A 21,321-nucleotide genomic window follows, 5' to 3' on the forward strand; every position below is an offset into this window, starting at 1 on the left:
GTGGCTTCACTTCTTCCTACGAGGCAAAAAACGCCTCTACGTCAGAAGCTCCATCCCCCTCACATTCTGAACGAGCTGCTTCCGCTTTTGGTTTCATCTAGCTGCGCCTCCTAGCCCCTTCCGTCTAAGAACCTTCCGCACAAGAAAGTAAAAAACACTTTCTGTGCGAAAGAACCTTAGCCAGCGGGGCTAAGCAGTCGGCTACGCTTTTGATTTGATCAAGGGAAACGAGGGAATTGACCGAAGTCCGGACTGCGTTTTTCTTTGAACGCGTCGCGACCTTCTTTTGCTTCGTCAGTTGTGTAGTACAATAACGTTGCATCTCCAGCTAGTTGTTGAATACCAGCTAGACCGTCTGTGTCTGCGTTGAATGCAGCTTTTAGGAAACGAAGTGCCATTGGGCTGTTTGCTAAGATCTCTTGTGCCCATTGTACTGTTTCTGCTTCAAGTTGTTCTAATGGTACTACTGTATTTACTAAGCCCATATCAAGTGCTTCCCCAGCACTGTATTGACGGCATAGGTACCAAATTTCGCGAGCTTTCTTGTGGCCTACCATACGAGCTAAGTAACCAGCTCCGTATCCACCGTCAAAGCTTCCTACTTTAGGACCTGTTTGTCCGAATACAGCGTTGTCTGCAGCGATTGTTAAGTCACATACGATATGAAGTACGTGTCCACCACCGATTGCATAACCTGCTACCATTGCGATAACTGGTTTAGGAATTGCGCGAATTAGACGTTGTAAGTCTAATACGTTTAGACGTGGGATTTGGTCGTCACCTACATATCCACCATGACCACGAACTTTTTGGTCGCCGCCAGAACAGAATGCACGTCCACCTTCACCTGTTAAAATGATAACGCCAACATTTGCATCATCACGAGCTTGTGCAAAAGCGTCGATTAACTCCATTACCGTTTTAGGACGGAATGCGTTATGTACTTCAGGGCGATTAATCGAAATCTTTGCGATACCATTGTATGTTGAATAAATAATATCTTCGTAATTGCCTTCTTTTACCCATTCAATAGCCATTACAACTACCTCCTTGTATATTTCTGATCTCCTCTATAAGTGTAGCTTCCTTCTTAGATGAAAAAGCATCACTGCATAGTTTTTAGAAATCCCTTTACTATTGTATCAAACTTTTCCGGTTGTTCCACATGAATTGCATGGCCAGCACCATCAATTTTGACAAATTTCGCGTCAGAGACGCATTTTTCGATGTTTTTTAATATGCAAAAGAACTTTTCATCATGCTCCCCGTTCATTAAAAGAACAGGTATTTTTAAGTTTGGCAACTCATTCCACCATGAAGGCTGAGCCCCTGTTCCCATGCCGCGTAAGCTATTTGCGAGCCCTTTTGGGTTGTTAGCAAGTCGTTCTTTTCGCACTGCTTCTTGTACGTTTTGTGCTAAACTTTTTTGCGTTTCAAACAGCGGAATATTTTCCCACATTGATACAAAGCTATTGATGCCTTCTCGCTCAATTTTATGAGCAAGTCGCTCATCTTTTTCACGACGTTCTTTTCTATCCTCTTCACTTTTGAGCCCGGCTGTACAATTTTCTAACAAAAGAGAATGTACATATTCTGGATATAGACACGCCATCGTAATCGCCAGTCTACCGCCCATTGAATAGCCAAGTATATGTGCTTTTTCAATATGAAGATAATCTAGTAGTTCTTTCATTTGCAATGCTACATTTCGAATATCGTAATGCGTCACATCTTCAGGACTTTCCGTTTTTCCGTGCCCAACAATGTCTACTAAAATGACTTGAAACTGCTCGCTCCAAGAAGGAATAAAGGAACGCCAAGTTTCCATACTTCCCGTAAAACCATGAAGAAGTAGAAGTGGTTCCCCGCTTCCGACAACTTCATATTCATACGATACACCTTGCAGCGTTACGTTCATTTTGATTCACCTTGCAAGTATGTAGTAATTACGTCCTGCGTTTTTGCCCATAATTTCCGGTGCAATGTTAAGTTTTCATCACGGTTCGTACAAATTTCTACAACGTGTAAACCTTTTGTCGTCGTTCCTTTTTGTACCTCTTCTCGGAATTGCTCCCAACCATTTACCCGGCTAAATGAACCACCGTACATTTTAACAACATGCTCATAGTCAAGCCCAATTGGAGTACCAAATAATGATTCGAAGTGTTCCTTTTTCTCATACTGTGGTAAGAATGAGAAAATACCGCCACCGTCATTATTTACAACGACAATCGTTATATTTAATTCGTGTAATTTTGCTGCTAATAATCCGTTTAAATCGTGATAGAATGATAAGTCACCGATCACTAATACGAGCGGATCGCAAATCATGCTCGCTCCTAAAGCTGTTGAAACGATGCCATCAATCCCATTCACACCGCGGTTTGCCATCACTTGAATATTTTTATCTGATGTGAAGAAGAATGAATCTGTATCACGAATTGGCATACTATTACTCGCAAATAACGTTGCTCCTTCTGGTAATACGCGGACAATATCTGTAATAACTTTTCCTTCAAATGCAGTTTCATATGTTTCCATTTCACGAAGCGTTTCCTTCGTTTTTTCGTTTATATGTTGCCACATCCGGGACCAATCATTCTTTTTCATAACTGGCATTTTTTCTATTAATGCACTGCAAAATGCAATATCACTTGCCTGTACAACTTCTGTCGCAACGAGAGCTGGATCTCTCCATTGTCCAGACTCGTCAACAACGATATGAACAGCTTTCGTTTGTTTTTTGATGAACTGCGTTAATGCTTTTGAAACAGGCATACCACCAAAACGAATTATAACTTCCGGCTTCCACGTTTCTTTTAACAGTTCATTTCGTAAAAATGTATCGTAACAGTCGATTACCATCGTTTTATCGTGGTGTCCGCTACGAATGTTAGAAAGTGGATCCGCTAATATTGGATATCCTATGTTTTCAGCTAATTGCGTTGCAAATGCTGCGATTTCTGAATGACTATCATCTCCACAAATAATAAGCCCCTTTTCCATATGTGAAAGGCGCCCTACAAGAGAATCTACATATTCACTCGGCATCATCACGTTCCCTTGCTGAACTACTCCTGTATATTCCCCGCGTCCTTTATCCCATAAACTTTCTAATGAAAAGTCCGGGATAAGCGGTTCGCGAACTGGAAAATTAAGATGAACAGGTCCTTGCGGCGCTAAACAAGCACTTGCTATCATGCGCTGCGTTGTCATGCGAGCGTAGTGGTACATCGCTTCACTCGCTTCTGGAAGTGCCATCTCTGTAAATTGCTTCACAAACGTACCGTATAAATTAAATTGATTCATCGCTTGTGGTGCACCGACATCTCTTAATTCATGCGGTCTATCTGCTGTTAAGACGATAAGCGGCACTCGTGAATGGAAAGCTTCACATACAGCTGGATAGTAGTTCGCTGCTGCCGTTCCTGACGTACATAATAATGCAACCGGACGTTTTTTCGCTTTTGCGATACCGAGCGCAAAAAATCCTGCAGATCTTTCATCTACATGTAAATATGTGTTCATTCCTTCGTGTTGTTCCATTAGTAGAGCAATCGGCGTTGACCGTGAGCCTGGACTAATGACAACATCACATACATTTAGACGCGTCAGTTCATCCACGAACGCGCCTAAATAATATGATAATGCTTCTATATGATTGTTCATTTCATTAATTCCTCCAAAGCACCAAGCATCGGTCTAAACTTCAAACTTGTCTCTTCATATTCAAGTTGCGGTACTGAATCAATTACAATCCCGCAACCGGCAAATAAGGATGCTTTCTCGCCATTTAATAATCCGCAGCGAAGTGCAACCGCAAATTCACCATTTCCTTCATCATCTATCCAGCCAATCGGTGCACCATATAATCCTCTGTCTAACAATTCAACATCACGAATCAGTTTCATCGCTTCCAAACGAGGTGTCCCGCCAAGAGCTGGTGTTGGATGTAATTCTTCTACCATCGTTAAAAGACTCGCAGTGCCTTTTCCCTCTACAGGCGTATATAAATGAATTAAGTTTTTCGTTGTTAATAGACCTGGACTCTCCGGAATATTAACGTATTCGCAGTGCTCATTTAATACCGACCTGATCATGTTCACAACATAACCGTGTTCAGCTAAATTCTTTTCATCATGAAGAAGCGCATTACTATTTCGCTTACTTTCTTCTATAGATTGACCATGACCAGTTGAACCAGCAAGACACATCGAAGTAAACTTCTCATCTTCTTTGCGAATTAACCTCTCTGGCGTCGCTCCTAAGAAGCATGCTCCTTTATAATCAAAAGAAAATACGTAACAATCCGGTTGCCCAATGCGAAGTGCTTCTAAAACAAGAGCAGAATCAATATGATGATCCATTTCTACTTTTAGCTCCCTCGCTAATACAACCTTCTGCACGTTACCCTGCTTCATCTCATCTTGCACTTTCTCAATGGCTTTCATCCAGCCTTTCGGATCCACTTCCACTTTAGAAGTAACTGTTAATTTCGGTCCTTCTAATGCACATTTACTCTCCCCAAAAATTTTCTCTTCTAAAGAAACAATTTCGTTATAAAGAGTTTCTGCACAATCTGTTGCTGAAACGAATGTATTCATCGTTAACCATGCTTTTTCATTTTTTACAGTTAATAAAAATGCTGGTAGTGAAAATGTCGTATCATCGAATTCTTTCCATAAGTCCGTTTTCTCTTTTTCTTGGTCAAATGAAAATCCACCAAATAAAAGAGGACCTGTTCCAAATTCATATTTTTCTCTTTGTACAAATGCTTTCTCTTTTACTTTATCCCACTCGTCACGAGCCGCTTGAAAGCGTTTGTGAGAAGAATTTGCTATAGTGAAAACAGAGCCAATTCCAGCAAATATTACATGCTGAGCTGGATCTGCAAAATAACATCTATTTTCCAATGCAATCCTTTTTCCTGCTGCATAAAACAGAAGCGGATCCATCCAGTCTATTTGTTTTACAAAACTAACCAATATTTTTTCATCAGTTGCATGCTTAATAGCTGCACTAAGAACTTCTTGCAAGCCTTTTTGTTTCGTTTGAATCACAATTGTCTCCCCCCTATGGGCGAAAAATAGTCATAATTACGCTTGATTTTAAGATACACCTCAAACGAAAGGCCTGTCAACGTTTAGCATTTCTGAGAAATTCACCTTCTCTTCCTAGAAAATAAACGTTGACACTAAATGATGCTTTTTCTACACTTAGTTGTGTACAATATGTGACCAAAGGAGGATTCAACATGGAAATGAACGTCGAAACGAATTCCTCTCCTACGGCGCCAAAACCAAGCAAGCAAACAGGCTGGCGCATTTGGTGGAGTTTACTACGTCCCCATACATTAACAGCAGCTTTCGTTCCTGTTTTCATCGGAACAGCCTATGCAATGCAGGTCGGAGGTATAAATCAAATACATCTCCCTCTTTTCCTTATAATGCTTCTTGCTTGTCTTCTCATTCAGGCAGCAACAAACATGTTTAATGAATACTTTGATTATAAAAGAGGACTCGATCACGAAGGTTCAGTTGGTATCGGCGGCGCTATCGTTCGCGATGGCATTCAGCCAAAAACAGTGCTTAACTTAGCATTTGGATTTTTCTGCATCGCAATACTATTAGGTGTTTATATTTGTATGAATTCTAGCTGGTGGCTTGCTGGAATCGGTCTTGTTTGTATGGCCGTTGCTTACCTTTACACGGGTGGCCCACTTCCCATTGCCTATACACCATTTGGAGAGTTAACAGCCGGATTATTTATGGGTGTTATCATTATTGGAATTTCATTCTTTATTCAAACTGGAACTGTAACATCAGAAGTCATTTTACTATCTATTCCAAGCTCCATTTTAATTGGTGCCATTTTACTAGCTAATAATATTCGTGACTTAGATGGCGATAAAGAAAACGGTCGTAAAACGTTAGCAATTCTCGTTGGACGTGAAAGAGCGGTTGGTGTACTTGCTTCTATGTTCATCGTTTCCTACATTTGGACAATTGCTTTAATTATCGTGGGCATCGTATCACCATGGATGCTTATCGTATTTTTAAGTGCACCGAAAGCATTTAAAGCGACGAAAGGCTTTATCGGCAAAAGCATTCCAATGGAAATGGTACCTGCGATGATTGCAACAGCAAAAACAAATACGATCTTCGGTCTCCTCATGGGAATCGGATTATTACTTGGATACTTTCTATAAAAGGAGCTGCTTATGCGGCTCCTTTTTCATATCTAAAATTCATCTCATAATTCCTACTCGCAACGCTCATACTATGTAAAGAAACTGAATTGTAGGAAGGTGGACGACTATGTTAACTCCACAACAAGTAGGTCAATTTAAATCCATTTTAGAAAAACAAAAACAAGAACTAGAGCAAACGATACAAACACACGAAAATGAAGATCGTGCATCTGAACGTGAGTCTGTTGGAGAATTATCTAGCTATGATAACCATCCAGCTGATATGGCAACAGAGCTATATGAACGTGAAAAAGACTTCGGGCTTATTGAACTTTGGCATAAACAGCTAGAGGATACGAAACATGCCTTGCAAAAAATAGAAGCGGGTACGTACGGCATTTGCGAAGTGTCTGGCGAAGAAATTCCATTTGAAAGATTAGAAGCAATGCCGACTGCTACAACATGCGTCCAGCACGCGACAAATAAGCTAAATATGAATACACGACCAGTTGAAGAAGAAGTATTGTCTCCCTCTTTCCATAAACACGATGAGGATCGCTCTGTTGAGTACGATGCAGAAGATGCGTGGCAAGATGTTGCCAATTATGGAACGTCTGAAACACCGTCTGATTTAGAAAGACGAGATTCGAAAAACTATAATGGCATGTACGTAAACAGTGAGGAAAATGTAGGATACGTAGAAGATTTCGAAAACTTTATTGGTACAGATATGTATGGAAAAAATCCGCAAGTTTTCGCTACGGAAGAACATGAAGAATATGAACAAATGCTTGATGACTTTGAAGAGCGTACCTTTAAGGGCGAATTATCTTCAAATGAGTCGAGTTCCAAAGAATAAAAAAAAAGCATTCCGAAAATCGGAATGCTTTTTATCGCTAGCTAATTAGTTTTTTGTAACGTTAGCAGCTTGTGGTCCACGGTTACCTTCAACGATTTCGAAAGAAACTTCTTGACCTTCTTCTAAAGTTTTGAATCCGTCACCTTGGATAGCTGAGAAGTGAACGAATACATCGTCTCCACCTTCAACTTCGATGAAACCGAAACCTTTTTCGCTGTTGAACCATTTAACTTTACCTGTTTGCATGTCATGTACCTCCTAAATAAAAATGAAACTATGAATCCACATGAAAAGGTGGATATAAAGGACATGAATGTATAACAAGCTTACAGCCTTTAATTCAACGTGCTTTATTTCCGTACCACATTATGTAGCTCAATAGTGATTTCACTATATCACGCTATATCCAAAACGTCAAATGAGAACACTTTCATTCCACCATTTTTTTATAATTTTAATATAATGTTGAATTTCCATATTCATATTTTAGCCCGGTATTTGCGGACAGCTTGATTGGCGGGAGCTGATAATCAGTTTTGGTTTGTTCCACTTTATTTGAAAATTAACAAAACTAAAGTATTCTAATCCTATTAAATTCTGTACAATATAAGTATCTATTACATACGAGGTGAAAAAAATGAGAGCACATGAAATCGAGTATAAGTTATACGGAGATGATATGCAGTTTGTTGAAATTGAGTTAGATCCAGAAGAAAGCGTGATCGCAGAAGCTGGCGCAATGATGATGATGGAAGATTACATAGAAATGGAAACAATCTTCGGTGATGGTTCTGGCCCATCTGGAGGTTTATTCGGAAAATTAATGGGCGCTGGTAAGCGTCTCGTTACAGGCGAAAGTATGTTTATGACTGTATTTACAAATACAGGTCACGGCAAACGCCACGTCTCATTTGCTGCTCCTTATCCTGGTAAAATTATTCCTGTAGATTTAACAGAATATCAAGGAAAAGTAGTTTGTCAAAAAGACGCCTTTCTTTGTGCCGCAAAAGGTGTTTCTATCGGAATTGAATTTACGAAAAAAATAGGAACTGGTTTCTTCGGTGGTGAAGGTTTTATCATGCAGAAACTTGAAGGTGACGGTCTTGCTTTCATGCACGCAGGTGGAACTGTATATAAACGTGAATTAAAACCTGGTGAGAAACTTCGCATTGATACAGGTTGTCTCGTTGCTATGACAAAAGACATTAACTATGATGTCGAGTTCGTTGGAAAAGTAAAAACAGCTCTATTTGGCGGCGAAGGTTTATTCTTCGCAACGTTAGAAGGACCTGGAACAGTTTGGATTCAGTCCTTAACACTTAGCCGATTAGCAGCACGCCTTACAAGCCCAGCAGCGCAAAGTACTGGCGAAGGTAGTGTATTAGGTGGCCTTGGTCGTTTATTAGATGGGAAAGAGTAAACTGTGCCCTTATGTGGGCATGGCCATCAACTAATAAAATAATAAAATTAAAACACCCTTGCTTGCAGTAATAAAGTGAAAGGGTGTTTTAATTTACGTCTACAAACGAGAAAAAGCAGTTAAAATAAAGTAATAAGGTTTACTTCAGGAAAATAAGGTATATTATATTTGTTGAGTAGATTCTCTTTAGAGACAAGAAAAGTAGGTGAACAAAGTGGGAAAATATCAATTGGATTCCAAAAGTCAGGTAGCTGTGGCAAAGTTCCATGAAAAACAGAAGCCTGCCAAATTTGATAAAAAGCAGCAACTTGAAAAATTGCGTACGGAGTATTTGAAAAAGAAGCAAAAACAAACAGATAAATAATATGTTTTATTTTCCGAATTTTTTCTGTATGTAACGCAAACAAACACAAGAAAATAGGTAAGTTATTCATCATTCAAATATATACAGGCTATTTTTTCAAACCTCTTACTTATGCAACTAACGCATGCGTCAGTTCATTAAGAATAACTAAAAAAGTCGATTCCTTGAGATGAAAAAGAGTAAACAGTGCCCTTATCAGGCACTGTTTTATTTTGCCATTATAATTTCCTCCACTGATTTAGGTAAGCGATACAAGCTATTCCCCACCTCCAAAAGAATGAATCAAGTTCCTCACCGCATATATTAAACTATACCTTTTCTTAAGGAGGGCTACCTTAATGCGTACTCCTTTATCCTTTGATAAAGAAACTGCCATACTGTTAGCTTCTTGTTGTGAGTTAACGTATGAACAATATAAACAAAATGGTATTTTCGAAATACCAGATGGTTTTCAATATGTACAAGGTTTTCAAGGAAAGGCCATTCAAACAACAGAATGGTTCGGATTTATATTAGAATCTGAGGATACAATTATCGTTGCCTTCAGAGGCACTCAAACAGATCCAGATTGGATTATTGATTCTCTCGTCAATCAAAAACCTTATCCTTATGCTTTAAATGGCGGAAATGTCCATAACGGTTTTCTCTCTATTTATGAGTCTTGTCGTGATTCTATTATGGATATGCTCGTATCATTGCCAGCACATAAAAAACTGCTAGCTACTGGGCATAGTCTAGGTGGCGCGCTTGCCACATTACACATATTAGATGCACGTATAAATACTGCCTTCGCACAGTATGGACTTTATACATTCGCTTCTCCAAAAGTAGGAGATATCGCTTTTCGAAATTATTATAAACTACAAGTAGCTAGTAGCTTTCGTTTCGTCAACTTATTCGATGTCGTCCCACTTCTCCCTCCCCGAAACATAAATTTTAATGATCATGATTGGGAGTATGCACACGTCCATCACAACATGACATTTACAAAAAACACAAAATCCATTACAAATAATCATTCCATTACAACATACAAAACATGTCTGACTTCTCATTTTTAACCAGTAAACAATTGGAAATAAAATATTCGTATACTATAATAATCTATGAAGTTATTTTTGGATGAGGGGACCTTACATGTTAAAATTTATCTTCGCATTTTTCCTTATTATAATTTTTACGGTTACAGGTTTCTTTACATTTTCATACTTTGCGACAGGAGAGTATGATGGGGCAGGTATCATATATACCACTGTTCCATTTCTTTCTTAAGCAAAATAAATAAAACGAGCTTAATTTTATTAAGCACGTTTTATTTATTAATATCCATTTCTGTTGGTAAATCGATAATATATCTCCCAATATAGCAACCTCTTTAAAACTGTTTAACTGCATTACCAATACCCCAAATTTCATTACTGTACTGCAAAATCGTTCGATCGCTCGCAAAATGACCAGACTGTGCAATATTTAAAATCGACATTTCTAGCCACTTCGTTCGGTTCTCATAAGCTCTACCGACAGCTTCTTGTCTTTCAGCATATGGACCAAAATCTCGCAGAACGAAATATTCATCATTTTGAATAACGAGAGAATCGTAAATTGCTTCAAATTCGGCTCCCGACTGTGCAAAGAAACCATTCGTTAACTGATCTACTACCTTTTTAATGTGCCCATTGTGGTGATAATAATCACTTGCACGATATCCACCATTTTGATAGTAATGAAGAACCTCTTCGGCTGTTAAACCGAAAATGAAACAGTTATCATCACCGACCCGGTCTTTTATTTCAACGTTAGCACCGTCTAGCGTTCCGAGTGTAATCGCACCATTCATCATAAATTTCATATTACCTGTTCCCGATGCTTCTTTACTCGCCGTTGAAATTTGTTCACTTACATCCGCCGCTGGGAATATATCTTCTGCTAAAGAAACTCGATAGTTTTCTAGAAAGATAACTTTCATATATTGACTGACATACGGGTCATTATTTACTTTTCTTGCGAGTTCATTTATTAATTTAATAATTTTTTTCGCGTAATAATAGCCAGGTGATGCTTTCGCTCCAAAAATAAAAGTACGCGGATAAAATGTAAAACTAGCATCCTCTTTCAAACGGTTATACAAATATAAAATATGAAGAACATTTAATAATTGTCGTTTATAAGCATGTAATCTTTTCACTTGCACATCAAAAATAGAATTTGGATCAATGGTAATCCCCATTGTATTATGAATACGCTCCGCTAAAATCTCTTTACGCTCTTGTTTTACCTCTGCAAATTTCTCTTGGAAACTCGCATCATATTGAACTAATTGTAGCTCTTGAAGCTTAATCGGTTCTTTCTTCCACTCTGTTCCAATCGCCTCTGAAATAAGGTTTGTCAGCTGTGGATTCGCCTTCATTAACCAGCGTCTATGAGCGATCCCATTCGTTTTATTATTAAACTTATCTGGATAAAACTCATAAAACAATCGCATTTCACGTTGCTTTAAAATTTCCGTATGAATTTTTGCTACACCGTTTACGCTATGGCTACCGACAATTGCCAAATGAGCCATTTTCACAAGATCATGTGCAATAATCGCCATCTCTTCAATACGATGCCATTCATACGGATAACGTTCCCAAAGCTCATGACAGAAACGTTCATTAATCTCTTCAATAATCATATAAATTCTCGGTAATAACGGTTTAAAAATGTGAATTGGCCACTTCTCAAGCGCTTCTGATAACGTCGTATGATTTGTATAAGAAATCGTTTGCGTCGTTATGTGCCAAGCTTCTTCCCATGCTAGTTTTTCTTCATCTAATAAAATACGCATCAATTCTGGAATCGCCAAAACTGGATGTGTATCATTAATATGAATCGCAATTTTCTCATGTAATTGACGAAGATCACCATATCTTTCTCTATGCATACGAACGATATTTTGCAAACTTGCTGATACAAGGAAATACTGTTGTTTCAAACGAAGTATTTTCCCCTCATCATGCGTATCATCTGGATATAAAAACTCCGATACAGCCTCTGTTTCACGCTTATATTTCAAAATATCTTTGCAGTTTTGCGGGAAAGGAACTGGTTCAGCATTCCAAAGTCTAAGTGTATTTACAGTACTCGTCTCATAGCCAACTACCGGCACATCATATGGCACGGCCATAATGATTTCTGCATTTGTATGCCTAAACTCTAAACGCCCGTCAATTTCTAGCGGTTCAACACTGCCGAAATAACTTACTTCTACAGCTTGATCATGCCTTCTTACTTCCCATACGTTTTCATGAAGAAGCCACTGTTCTGGAAATTCAACTTGATAACCATCAACAATTTTCTGATCAAACAAACCATGTTTATAACGAATTCCACAGCCGTGTCCTGGCAAGTTTAAAGATGCAAGTGAATCGAGAAAACAGGCTGCTAAGCGTCCAAGCCCACCATTACCAAGGCCTGCATCTGCTTCCACTTCTTCTAACTCTTGTAACGAAATCCCTAGTTCAGATAACCCCTGCTCGCATACATCTCGAATACCTAAATTCAAGATGTTACTTCCAAGCAAACGTCCAAGCAAAAACTCAATAGACAAGTAATACATTTGCTTTTGCTCTCCGGATCGATAACTCTCGTTCGTTGCAATCCATTGACCATTCATATATTCACGCACCATGTACCCAAGCGTATTGTATTGATCACGTGTTGTAGAGTCTTTGAAACTTTTACCATACATCGTCTCTAACTTTTCTAGAAAAGCTGATTTGAAACTTTCAACATGAGTAAACATTTCTTCACCACCTACATGTTATTCCATGAGACTTTTATACAATTTCTTATAAGCAAGAGCTGACTTCTCCCAGCTATAATCTTCCGTCATCGCTTGCTTTACAAGCTGCTCCCATACCGGTTTATCGTGATAAAATTCAATTGCACGAAGAACTGTGTGCAACATGTCATGTGCATTAAAGTTCGTGAAACTGAAACCATTTCCTTCTCCAGTTTCTTCATCATAAGATTGTACCGTATCGTTTAATCCGCCTGTTTCTCTTACAATTGGAATCGTACCGTAAGCTAATGCGATAAGTTGTCCAAGTCCACACGGTTCAAACAGTGATGGCATTAAAAATAAATCACTTCCCGCATATACTTGGTGAGCTAATTCTTCATTAAATCCGATGTACACTTTTACCTTCTCAGGATACTCGTATGCCATCCACTCAAAGAATTGCTCATATTCCAAATCACCTGATCCTAAAATAATACATTGTACATCTTCCTCCATTATTTCACGGAATACAGTACGTACTAAATCAAGCCCCTTTTGCTTCGTTAATCTCGTTACCATTGAAATAATTGGTGTATCCTCTTTTTCTGGCAAACCAAAATAACGCTGCAAGGCGCGTTTATTTTCACTCTTTTCATATAATGAATCTGCATCGTACTGAGCAGTAATATACGAATCCGTTTCTGGATTATATACGCTCGTATCAATACCATTTACGATGCCGCTTAGCTTATCATTATATTTTCGCAGTAATCCATCTAACTTCTCACCGAAAAACTCATGTTGAATTTCTTCTTTATATGTCGGGCTAACTGCTGTAATTTGATCCGAAGCGATAATACCGCCTTTCATAAAGTTTACGTTTCCATAAAACTCTAGCTGCTCACTATGAAAATATTCATCACCAAGCTCTAACAAGTCGTACATCACTTCAGGAGGAAATACTCCTTGGAACTGCAAGTTGTGAATTGTATATACCGTTTTAATACGCTCATATAACGGGTTATCTTGATACTTTTCACGAAGTAAGAAATTAACCATAGCCGTATGCCAATCGTGGCTATGAAGAACATCCACTTCAAAATCAAGGTGCGGAATACACTCTAACACCGCTTTTGAGAAATAAGAAAAACGCTCTCCGTCATCATAATGACCATACAGAGAATCTCTCTTAAAATAATATTCATTATCTATTAAGTAATACGTAATTCCGTCTTGCTCACCTTTTAAAATTCCACAATATTGATTTCTCCACCCAAGCGGGACGTTAATTACTTTATGTAACGTACATCCATCTCTTAACTTTTGCGGAATGAGGCTATAATTTGGAAGTATAATACGAACGTCCACTCCTAATTTTTTCAGCTCTTTTGGGAGCGCACCCGCTACATCAGCTAATCCTCCCGATTTCACAAACGGTACACATTCTGATACTGCAAATAAAATATTCACTTGTTGTCCCACTGCGCGAAAAGTTTTTATTACTTCCCTTGCAGCTTCCTCCCTTCGAGTTTTCATTTGAATTAAAACTTTAATCAGTGGAGGAAGACCCCCACTGATTCTTTTAAGAATAACTATTAATCGTACTGTTTTGTACGCTTCCTTTTTCTACAACATACGGCCCATCGGCGTTTCCTTTTAATACGACACCGTCACCAATTTTCACGTCTTTATCAATAATAACACCATCTATTATACAGTTATCTCCAATTTGGCTCTTTTGCATAATAATACTGTTACGAATAATTGAACCTTTTCCAATTTTAACTGAACGGGAAACAACACTGTTTTCGACTTCCCCTTCAATAATACTACCGTTTGCAATCATTGTATTTTTCACAACTGCACCCTTTAGATAACGAGTTGGTGGCTCATCTTTTACTTTCGTAAAGATCGGTGCTTCTTTCTTAAATAATTGCTTCCAAATAGCAGGTTGCAAAATTTCTAAGCTATGTTTATAGTAACTTTCAATCGAGTCAATAATTGCTACATATCCAGTATGTTCATATGTAGCAATGTGTAATGATTTCCCGCGCTTTTCTCTCACTACATCAAATAAACTGTATTGTTCCACATCTTTATATGACTCAAATAAGTCTAACAATAATTGTTTCTTTAACACATATGTTTGAAGCGAAACCCCTTCATGGCAAACTTCCGTAATATCAGCTGCCGTATGTATATGTCGCTCTAACACCGCTTGAAAATTTAATGCTGTTACGAGATGGCTATTCGTAATAACAACGTACTCTTCTCTGCTTCTTAGAAAATAATCAATATGTCTTCTAAAGTGTGCAAAAGACCCAAATTCATCTTGGTCACATTGGCAGTTTGGCGGGAATAAAAATAGTCCGTCTCGTTTTCTATCTAAATCCCACTGTTTTCCTGAACCAACATGGTCCATTAACGAACGATTTTTATGGCTTGTAAAAACTGCCACACTATGAATACTAGAATTCACCATATTTGAAAGCATGAAATCAATGAGTCGATAACGGCCCCCAAACGGTAACGCCGCTAGTGAACGATGCCCTGTTACTTTCTTTAAGGAAGGAAAACTTCCCGTTGCATTAATAATTCCTAACATTTTTTCTCCCATTCATTTCATCCCCCTTTTCTATTTCCCTTCAGCAATTAATACTACATCGTCAACATTCTTTTCTGGACGAATGATTGTTCCATCTTCGATAACCATTTCTGATCCAACAATCGCTCTTTCAATCACAACATTTTTACCAATCTTAGCCCCTGGCATAACGACAGAATCAATCACCATACTTCCTTCTTCCACCGTCACTCCTTGGAATAACACAGAATGCTTCACGTCCCCTTCAATGACGCACCCTTCGTTAATAAGCGATTCTTCTACTTTCGCCTTTTCAGCAATATATTGAGGCGGTTCGTTTGGATTGACAGAGTAAATACGCCAATTACGATCGTTTAAATTCAGTGATGTTTCATCGCGAAGCAAATCCATATTCGCTTCCCATAAGCTCTTCACCGTTCCAACATCTTTCCAATATCCTTCAAACGGATACGCCATTAGCTTCTTCCCTTCATCCAATAAAAGCGGAAGTACGTCTTTTCCGAAATCGTTACTAGATTCAGGATTTCTTGCATCCATCTCTAAATACTCTTTCAAAATTGACCAATTAAAAATATAGATTCCCATTGATGCAAGATTACTTCTTGGAAATTGCGGTTTCTCTTCAAACTCAACAATCTCCATTTCTTCATTTGTATTCATAATGCCAAAGCGACTTGCTTCATCCCAAGGTACTTCAATAACAGAAATGGATACGTCCGATTCTTTCTCAATATGGTAATCTAGCATCTTACTGTAATCCATTTTATAAATATGGTCGCCTGATAAAATGAGAACATACTCCGGTTCATACTGACTTAAATAGTTTAAGTTTTGATAAATGGCACTTGCCGTACCTGTATACCACTTAACCCCTGAAGACTCCGCATAAGGAGGTAAGACTGTGACCCCACCGTTTACTCGGTCTAAATCCCACGCATTTCCGATTCCGATATAATTATGAAGTTCGAGTGGTTGATATTGCGTTAAAATCCCAACCGTTTCAATACCAGAATTCGCACAGTTACTTAGCGTAAAATCAATAATGCGATATTTACCACCAAATGGAACAGCTGGCTTGGCTAAATTCTTTGTTAATGCACTTAAACGACTACCTTTTCCCCCTGCTAGTAACATTGCTACGCACTTTTGTTTTTGAGCCATCTTGTTTTTTGCTCCCCTTTCTCGTCTTCACTGGTCGTAATATGGATACGCCAAATGGTGGAATTGTAATCTCTACATGTGCTGCTTGATTATGGTACGGTTCTAGAATCGTCTTAAGACGTTTCTTATTCACTTGTCCCGAACCGCCATATTGCTGTGCATCACTGTTTAAAATCTCGTTATAATACTCGAAATCTGGTACACCTACTTTATAGTTTTCATATGTAGCTTTCGTAAAATTACATACGATAACTAACGCATCTTCTTGTTTATCCCCTTGGCGGATAAACGAGAAAATACTTTGCTCGTTATTATTAGCATCAATCCACTGAAAACCTTCAGGCGAATGATCAAGCTGCCAAAGTGGTTTTGAGCGCTTATACAATGCTATGAGCTCTTTAAAGTAATCATGCATATAACGATGCATTTCAAAATCATGTAAATTCCAATCTAAATCTTCAAGGTCTTTCCACTCATCAAACTGCCCGAATTCTCCTCCCATGAAAAGTAATTTCTTTCCTGGGTGAGTAAAGAAATATCCATATAACAAACGAAGCTGAGCAAACTTATCCCAGTAATCACCTGGCATTTTATTTAATAACGACTTTTTCCCATGAACGACTTCATCATGAGAAAGGGGTAATATGAAGTTTTCAGAGTAAGCATATAGTAAAGAGAACGTCATTTTCTCATGAATATATTTTCTGTACTCTGGCGCACACTCCATATATTTCAGCACGTCATTCATCCAGCCCATATTCCATTTGTAATTGAATCCAAGCCCACCTTCATACGTTGGTGCTGTTACAAGTGGCCAAGCTGTTGAATCCTCTGCCGTCATAAGAAAATCTTCATCCTCTGCAAACACTGCTTCATTTAACTCCCGTAAAAATGACACAGCGTACTCATTACTTTGCTCTTGTCCTTCTTTATTCCAGTACAACATGTTCGCAACTGCATCTACTCTGAAACCATCAATATGGAAATATCTCATCCAAAATAACGCATTTGAAATTAAGAAATTACGTACCTCTCTCTTTCCTAAATCAAAATTGACAGTTCCCCATACTAGATTTTCTTGTACATCTTTATCTTTATATTCATAGGTCGGTGTGCCATCAAACAAATATAAACCGTGAGCATCTTTACAAAAGTGCCCCGGTACCCAATCTAAAATGACACCGATTCCATATTTATGACATTCGTCGACAAAATACATTAAATCATGCGGTGTACCAAATCTACTCGTCGCTGCATAATATCCCGTTCCTTGATATCCCCAAGAACGATCATATGGATGCTCAACAAGCGGCATAATTTCAATATGTGTAAATTGATGTTCCACCACATACGGAATGAGTTCTTCTGCCATTTCCCTGTAAGAATATAGTGTTCCATCTTCTTTCTTTTTCCAAGAACCAAAATGTAATTCATAAACTGTCATCGCTTCTTTATAAATCGGTTTTTTCTTTTTCTTACGATTCCAGTTTTTATCATTCCATTCATATCCTTTTATATCAAAAACTACAGATGCCGTATTCGGTCTTACTTCTGCATATATAGCATACGGATCTGCCTTTAAAATGACGTCACCAGCCAACGTTTCAATCGCATATTTATATATTTCTCCTTCTTCAATATGCGGTATAAATAAGGACCAAATCCCTTCTTCTGTCACTTGTAGCATCTTATGTTGCTCATAATCCCACTCATTAAAATCTCCAACAACACTCATTGCTTTCGCATGAGGAGCCCACACTGTAAATCGTACCCCTTGAATCTCATCTTCCGTCACAACATGTGCGCCAAAGATGTTATAACTTTCATAGTACTTTTCTGTATGAAACTCATCTCGTTTCACTTCTTCACAATTTATTACACTCAATATGCTCACCTCACTTAGATGACAGAATTTTTTATACTTTAACTATTTCTGCGAAAAACTGCAATATCCTTGTTAATTTATAAAAAACATTCGTTTTTTTCTTAAAAATGTTAGTTTTTCTTCACATTTCCGTGTAAAATATCGAATTTTGACGAATATTCATTGAAAACGCTTTATTACCCTTGTATATTTTTTCTTATTATTTTTTCTCAATCTTTATTTTAGTAGGTTTATCCTACTTTTCATGCTATTTTCCACTCAAAATCAAAACAAAATAATCTATCATAAAAAAATGTTTATCAATATTTTTTGTCATAATTTTATTAAAATGCGAAATTTAATCCTGCTTTTGAAAAGCTACTTTCCGACAAAGGAGTAACCGCAAAAGTAAATGAACCGAAACTAGAGGCAGGTTCTGTTACAGTTGGCGGCGCTATCGATGACAAAAACTTTGCTGGATTAGATGGTGATTTCCCGTTCATTGATGTAACTTTCAAAGTAGAAAATGATGAATTTTATGAGGCAAACGCTCAATTAGAGTCACCAATTTTTGTTTACTGGAAACAAGGTGAATCAGAACCAAATAGAATGCGTGTACTTCAAGATCAAACATTCTCAGTTATGTCCTTAAACTCACTAGTAGAAGGAAATATTAAACCTGGTGCGTTCTTAAATGAATGCGGATATTTAGATGAAAAGTTCGATTATACAAAGCTTGGCGTAAAAGTATATGCGACTGATTCTTACCGTCATAAGTTTGAAGGCTCACTAGATAAATACGGATACTTCAAACTAAATGAACTTCCAGTTAATAAACGCGACTATAACTTATATGTAGAGGTGCCAAGACATTTAACAAGCCGCCTAACAACGAAACTTGGTACTGAAAAAGACGGTAAGCTGCTTGGCCAATATTATTATGCAAGACCTGACGAAAACCTTGCCGGCGATGTAAATGGTGATAAAGTAATCGATATTAAAGATGCTGAAATTATCGCTAGCAACTATGGTAAAAAAGAACTAACTGTAAAAGACGGAGACCTTAATAAAGATGGTATTGTCGACGAAAAAGATATTCGCTTCGTTGAAAGGAACTTCTTGAAAAAAGGTCCAGATGCATCTAAATCACAAACACCTGTAGAAAAATCCAAAAGCGGTACACTGGCAGATATTTTAAAGAAATTAGGATTAACACCTAAAAAATAATAAATTGAAACTTTAATCAGTGGGTTTTTACTGCCCGACAAATAGCGGAATAATAAAGAGCACTCTACGTAAAATAGAGTGCTCTTTTCTATAAACGACCCTTATCCAGCAAAAGGGGTATATTGGGGATATACAAGGGAAACCGGAAAAGGAATTTATATTAAATTATATAAGTTCAGAGGTAAGAAGCAGTTTCCCACCTCTGAATTATTTAGCAATTATTATAGTACTGGTGCCATTGTTTCTTTTAATACTTTTACAGAATGAGCGAATTTCGCTTTTTCCTCTTCATTTAGCTCAAGTTCTACGATTTCACGTACACCTTCGCGGTTAATTACAGCTGGAACACCTACGTAAGCATCTTTCTCGCCGTATTGACCTTCAAGGTATGCAGATACAGTTAATACGCTGTTCTCGTTGTTTAAGATTGCTTTAGTTACACGAAGTAGTGACATACCGATTCCGTAGTAAGTTGCACCTTTACGCTCGATGATATGGTAAGCTGCATCACGTACGTTTTCGAAGATTTTGTCTAAGTCTTCTTGTTTGTACTGTTCGTTGTTAGCTAAGATTGTTTCTAATTTTTGTACACCGATAGTAGCGTGGCTCCATACTGGAAGTTCAGTGTCACCGTGTTCACCAACGATGTAAGCATGAACGTTGCGTGGATCTACATCTAAGTAGTCACCTAACATGTAACGGAAACGAGCAGAGTCTAAAGTAGTACCAGAACCGATTACGCGCTCTTTCGGTAAACCAGATTCTTTCCAAGTTACGTAAGTTAAAATATCAACTGGGTTAGTTGCGATTAAGAAGATTCCATCGAATCCGCTATCCATAATGCCGCGAACGATTTGTTTAAAGATCTTTGTATTTTTCTCAACTAAGTCTAAACGAGTTTCACCTGGCTTTTGTGGTAACCCAGCAGTGATAACAACTAAATCTGCATCTTTACAATCTGCATAGCTACCGCTCCAAACTTTTGTTGGTGATGGAGAGAATGGTACCGCATGGCTTAAGTCCATTGCTTCCCCTTCTGCTTTTGCTTCATTAACATCTACTAATACGAATTCTTCAGCTACACCTTGGTTGATCATTGAGTAAGCGTAACTACAACCTACAGCTCCTGTTCCTACTAATACTACACGATTGATACCTTTTTTCATGGTAATTTCCCCTCTCTATTGTTCACATATATTTTTTTATGATTGTTTAAGTAATTAATTAAAATACTAATTTAATGTTGTTTAACTTCTTTACATTCATATTGTAGCACGTATTATTGTGAATTACTTCACAAATTATGACCTATTTGTGAACTTTTTCACATAGAGTGTAAAGTTATTGGAATAGGTGTGGAATCCATTTCAATGGAGGCGTTTTCTTTAGATTGTGAAAGGGTTTTTCTTGTGGTTTTCATCGGTAAGTGAAATTATATCGGCGATTTTTAGAATATATCGACCGTAACTCCAAATATATCAGCGATTATTAAAATTTATCGATCGTAACTCAAATTATATCAGCGATTTTTGCAATATATCGACTTACCGACAAAACTCGACAATAATGACAACATAAAAAAGCTGTCTCCAGTAGATCACACCTGTTGAAAGAAGCAGCTTCTTCTATATATTATTTATTTTCATCGGTTTCTCCAAGTGTAGGAGGCTACAGCCATACAGCTGGGGTAAATAAACAACATGATTGTATTTACCGCTCTCTATACCCAACTGCAACAGCCCATACTTCATATTTCTTCTATTGCATAAAAAAGCAGACTATCCAAAGTCCACCTTTATACAACAAAAAAGAGATAGCAGATTATGCTATCTCTTTTAGTATGACCCGTACGGGATTCGAACCCGTGT

At 37.9% G+C, this 21,321-nt stretch carries 18 protein-coding genes and 1 pseudogene; 8 read left to right on the forward strand and 11 right to left on the reverse strand.

The genetic code is table 11. The features are described from left to right. Positions 1-218: 218 nt before the first annotated feature. From menB to HMPREF2590_RS27640, 4 genes are all read right to left on the reverse strand, one after another. Positions 219-1,037, reverse strand: a complete 819-nt coding sequence (menB, locus tag HMPREF2590_RS27625) for a 1,4-dihydroxy-2-naphthoyl-CoA synthase (RefSeq protein ID WP_000963884.1) — start codon at positions 1,035-1,037, stop codon at positions 219-221. A gap of 68 nt (positions 1,038-1,105) precedes the next feature. Continuing rightward, on the reverse strand, positions 1,106-1,918 hold the full coding sequence (gene menH / locus HMPREF2590_RS27630) for a 2-succinyl-6-hydroxy-2,4-cyclohexadiene-1-carboxylate synthase (RefSeq protein ID WP_001103347.1): 813 nt from the start codon (positions 1,916-1,918) through the stop codon (positions 1,106-1,108). Beyond that, positions 1,915-3,669 (reverse strand): 2-succinyl-5-enolpyruvyl-6-hydroxy-3-cyclohexene-1-carboxylic-acid synthase, encoded by a 1,755-nt coding sequence (gene menD, locus HMPREF2590_RS27635; RefSeq protein WP_001059217.1) that lies wholly within the window; start codon positions 3,667-3,669, stop codon positions 1,915-1,917. The genes menH and menD overlap by 4 nt, the downstream gene beginning before the upstream one ends. Further along, entirely contained in the window at positions 3,666-5,060 is a 1,395-nt protein-coding gene (locus HMPREF2590_RS27640) for an isochorismate synthase (protein ID WP_000616749.1), read from the reverse strand. Before HMPREF2590_RS27640 ends, menD begins: the two co-directional genes overlap by 4 nt. A 194-nt stretch (positions 5,061-5,254) precedes the next feature. On the opposite strand from HMPREF2590_RS27640, the gene HMPREF2590_RS27645 reads away from it, so the two are divergent. Continuing rightward, positions 5,255-6,208 carry a 1,4-dihydroxy-2-naphthoate polyprenyltransferase gene (locus HMPREF2590_RS27645; RefSeq protein ID WP_050822155.1) on the forward strand — a complete coding sequence of 318 codons (954 nt, stop codon included), beginning with the start codon at positions 5,255-5,257 and terminating at the stop codon, positions 6,206-6,208. Positions 6,209-6,317: 109 nt separating this feature from the next. After that, the gene (locus tag HMPREF2590_RS27650) at positions 6,318-7,049 is read left to right on the forward strand and encodes a yteA family sporulation protein (RefSeq protein WP_050822156.1); all 732 of its coding nucleotides are present in this window, start codon (positions 6,318-6,320) and stop codon (positions 7,047-7,049) included. Positions 7,050-7,094: 45 nt separating this feature from the next. On the opposite strand, the gene cspD is transcribed toward HMPREF2590_RS27650, so the two are convergent. Then, positions 7,095-7,295 (reverse strand): cold-shock protein CspD, encoded by a 201-nt coding sequence (gene cspD, locus HMPREF2590_RS27655; RefSeq protein ID WP_001193054.1) that lies wholly within the window; start codon positions 7,293-7,295, stop codon positions 7,095-7,097. 391 nt (positions 7,296-7,686) lie between these two features. Between cspD and HMPREF2590_RS27660 the strand changes: the two genes are divergently transcribed. The 4 genes from HMPREF2590_RS27660 to HMPREF2590_RS31000 all read left to right on the forward strand — a co-directional run bounded on the left by HMPREF2590_RS27660 (position 7,687) and on the right by HMPREF2590_RS31000 (position 10,105). Beyond that, on the forward strand, positions 7,687-8,469 hold the full coding sequence (locus HMPREF2590_RS27660) for a TIGR00266 family protein (protein WP_001201257.1): 783 nt from the start codon (positions 7,687-7,689) through the stop codon (positions 8,467-8,469). Positions 8,470-8,683: 214 nt separating this feature from the next. Further along, the gene (locus HMPREF2590_RS30580) at positions 8,684-8,833 is read left to right on the forward strand and encodes a hypothetical protein (protein WP_000521639.1); all 150 of its coding nucleotides are present in this window, start codon (positions 8,684-8,686) and stop codon (positions 8,831-8,833) included. A 338-nt stretch (positions 8,834-9,171) separates the two neighbouring features. Next, entirely contained in the window at positions 9,172-9,894 is a 723-nt protein-coding gene (locus HMPREF2590_RS27670) for a lipase family protein (protein ID WP_001260134.1), read from the forward strand. Positions 9,895-9,970: 76 nt separating this feature from the next. Then, positions 9,971-10,105 carry a hypothetical protein gene (locus HMPREF2590_RS31000; protein WP_000911064.1) on the forward strand — a complete coding sequence of 45 codons (135 nt, stop codon included), beginning with the start codon at positions 9,971-9,973 and terminating at the stop codon, positions 10,103-10,105. A 103-nt stretch (positions 10,106-10,208) separates the two neighbouring features. On the opposite strand, the gene glgP is transcribed toward HMPREF2590_RS31000, so the two are convergent. From glgP to glgB, 5 genes are all read right to left on the reverse strand, one after another. After that, positions 10,209-12,617, reverse strand: coding sequence for a glycogen phosphorylase (gene glgP, locus HMPREF2590_RS27680; protein ID WP_050822157.1), 2,409 nt, complete (start codon positions 12,615-12,617; stop codon positions 10,209-10,211). 18 nt (positions 12,618-12,635) lie between these two features. Further along, positions 12,636-14,066 carry a glycogen synthase GlgA gene (glgA, locus tag HMPREF2590_RS27685; protein WP_050822219.1) on the reverse strand — a complete coding sequence of 477 codons (1,431 nt, stop codon included), beginning with the start codon at positions 14,064-14,066 and terminating at the stop codon, positions 12,636-12,638. 112 nt (positions 14,067-14,178) lie between these two features. Beyond that, positions 14,179-15,213, reverse strand: a complete 1,035-nt coding sequence (glgD, locus tag HMPREF2590_RS27690; RefSeq protein ID WP_000504164.1) for a glucose-1-phosphate adenylyltransferase subunit GlgD — start codon at positions 15,211-15,213, stop codon at positions 14,179-14,181. An 18-nt stretch (positions 15,214-15,231) separates the two neighbouring features. Then, positions 15,232-16,362, reverse strand: a complete 1,131-nt coding sequence (gene glgC / locus HMPREF2590_RS27695) for a glucose-1-phosphate adenylyltransferase (RefSeq protein WP_000057604.1) — start codon at positions 16,360-16,362, stop codon at positions 15,232-15,234. Beyond that, positions 16,310-18,247, reverse strand: coding sequence for a 1,4-alpha-glucan branching protein GlgB (gene glgB, locus HMPREF2590_RS27700; protein ID WP_000111398.1), 1,938 nt, complete (start codon positions 18,245-18,247; stop codon positions 16,310-16,312). Before glgB ends, glgC begins: the two co-directional genes overlap by 53 nt. Before the next feature lie 327 nt (positions 18,248-18,574). On the opposite strand from glgB, the pseudogene HMPREF2590_RS30205 reads away from it, so the two are divergent. Continuing rightward, positions 18,575-19,453, forward strand: a pseudogene (locus HMPREF2590_RS30205) (dockerin type I domain-containing protein); the annotation flags it as partial. A gap of 221 nt (positions 19,454-19,674) precedes the next feature. Here the strand turns inward: HMPREF2590_RS30205 and HMPREF2590_RS27710 are convergent. Continuing rightward, positions 19,675-20,619 carry an L-lactate dehydrogenase gene (locus HMPREF2590_RS27710; RefSeq protein WP_000715339.1) on the reverse strand — a complete coding sequence of 315 codons (945 nt, stop codon included), beginning with the start codon at positions 20,617-20,619 and terminating at the stop codon, positions 19,675-19,677. A 440-nt stretch (positions 20,620-21,059) separates the two neighbouring features. On the opposite strand from HMPREF2590_RS27710, the gene HMPREF2590_RS30585 reads away from it, so the two are divergent. Next, positions 21,060-21,321, forward strand: a 262-nt coding sequence (locus tag HMPREF2590_RS30585) for a hypothetical protein (protein ID WP_218117803.1), incomplete at its 3' end; no start/stop codon positions are given.

This window comes from Bacillus sp. HMSC036E02, from assembly GCF_001836235.1.
Classification (GTDB): domain Bacteria; phylum Bacillota; class Bacilli; order Bacillales; family Bacillaceae_G; genus Bacillus_A; species Bacillus_A cereus.

Excerpts from the sequence above, each read along its gene's own strand:
- glgC (WP_000057604.1), bottom strand. The coding sequence starts at position 16,362 with ATGGCTCAAAAACAAAAGTGCGTAGCAATGTTACTAGCAGGGGGAAAA.
- menB (WP_000963884.1), bottom strand. The coding sequence starts at position 1,037 with ATGGCTATTGAATGGGTAAAAGAAGGCAATTACGAAGATATTATTTAT.
- menD (WP_001059217.1), bottom strand. The coding sequence starts at position 3,669 with ATGAACAATCATATAGAAGCATTATCATATTATTTAGGCGCGTTCGTG.
- glgD (WP_000504164.1), bottom strand. The coding sequence starts at position 15,213 with ATGGGAGAAAAAATGTTAGGAATTATTAATGCAACGGGAAGTTTTCCT.
- menH (WP_001103347.1), bottom strand. The coding sequence starts at position 1,918 with ATGAACGTAACGCTGCAAGGTGTATCGTATGAATATGAAGTTGTCGGA.
- HMPREF2590_RS27660 (WP_001201257.1), top strand. The coding sequence starts at position 7,687 with ATGAGAGCACATGAAATCGAGTATAAGTTATACGGAGATGATATGCAG.
- HMPREF2590_RS31000 (WP_000911064.1), top strand. The coding sequence starts at position 9,971 with ATGTTAAAATTTATCTTCGCATTTTTCCTTATTATAATTTTTACGGTT.
- HMPREF2590_RS27710 (WP_000715339.1), bottom strand. The coding sequence starts at position 20,619 with ATGAAAAAAGGTATCAATCGTGTAGTATTAGTAGGAACAGGAGCTGTA.
- HMPREF2590_RS27650 (WP_050822156.1), top strand. The coding sequence starts at position 6,318 with ATGTTAACTCCACAACAAGTAGGTCAATTTAAATCCATTTTAGAAAAA.
- HMPREF2590_RS27645 (WP_050822155.1), top strand. The coding sequence starts at position 5,255 with ATGGAAATGAACGTCGAAACGAATTCCTCTCCTACGGCGCCAAAACCA.
- HMPREF2590_RS27670 (WP_001260134.1), top strand. The coding sequence starts at position 9,172 with ATGCGTACTCCTTTATCCTTTGATAAAGAAACTGCCATACTGTTAGCT.
- cspD (WP_001193054.1), bottom strand. The coding sequence starts at position 7,295 with ATGCAAACAGGTAAAGTTAAATGGTTCAACAGCGAAAAAGGTTTCGGT.
- glgP (WP_050822157.1), bottom strand. The coding sequence starts at position 12,617 with ATGTTTACTCATGTTGAAAGTTTCAAATCAGCTTTTCTAGAAAAGTTA.